This is a genomic window from Psychrobacter sp. TB20-MNA-CIBAN-0197 (assembly GCF_040309765.1).
Taxonomy (GTDB): Bacteria; Pseudomonadota; Gammaproteobacteria; order Pseudomonadales; family Moraxellaceae; genus Psychrobacter; species Psychrobacter submarinus.
This window is the reverse complement of record NZ_JBEOPC010000151.1, coordinates 1-389: the sequence shown is the minus strand read 5'-3', so window position 1 is coordinate 389 and position 389 is coordinate 1. Positions and strand designations below refer to the sequence as shown.

Below are 389 nucleotides of genomic sequence, written 5' to 3'. Positions count from 1 at the left end.
ACCTTGCGCTGCGTGCCGTCGAGGCTGCTGCGGATCAGCCGGCCGTCATGCAATCCGGTAATGAGGAATTCGTCTTCCAGCAGCAGCGCCTCAGGCCCTTCGATGTCGCTCGGCCCGACCTTCGCCACAGCTTTGAGGCGCTGATTGTCCGCGTAGATCCCGTCTTTCAACGAGGGCGCCGGTGGCGGTGTCCAGGCCACTGGTACGACTTTGGTTGGCAGCAACAACAAGAAGGCGATGACGAGAGTGATCAGCAGGCACAGCACATAACGTAATTTCACGCGCTGGCCCTCGCCGCGCCGATGTACTGCGCGGTCGTGTCGCGCAGGGCAAGCATGGACGCGGCAGACTCGCGCTCGATGCGCCGCTTGAGCAACAGACGATTGGCC

The 389-nt window shown here is 62.7% G+C and carries 1 protein-coding gene; it reads right to left on the bottom strand.

Annotated features, from left to right (window positions below; all coding sequences use genetic code 11):
* Positions 1 to 281: hypothetical protein (locus AAEY83_RS13070; protein WP_351059383.1), on the bottom strand; the 281-nt coding region annotated here is incomplete at its 3' end.
* Positions 282 to 389 lie beyond the last annotated feature (108 nt).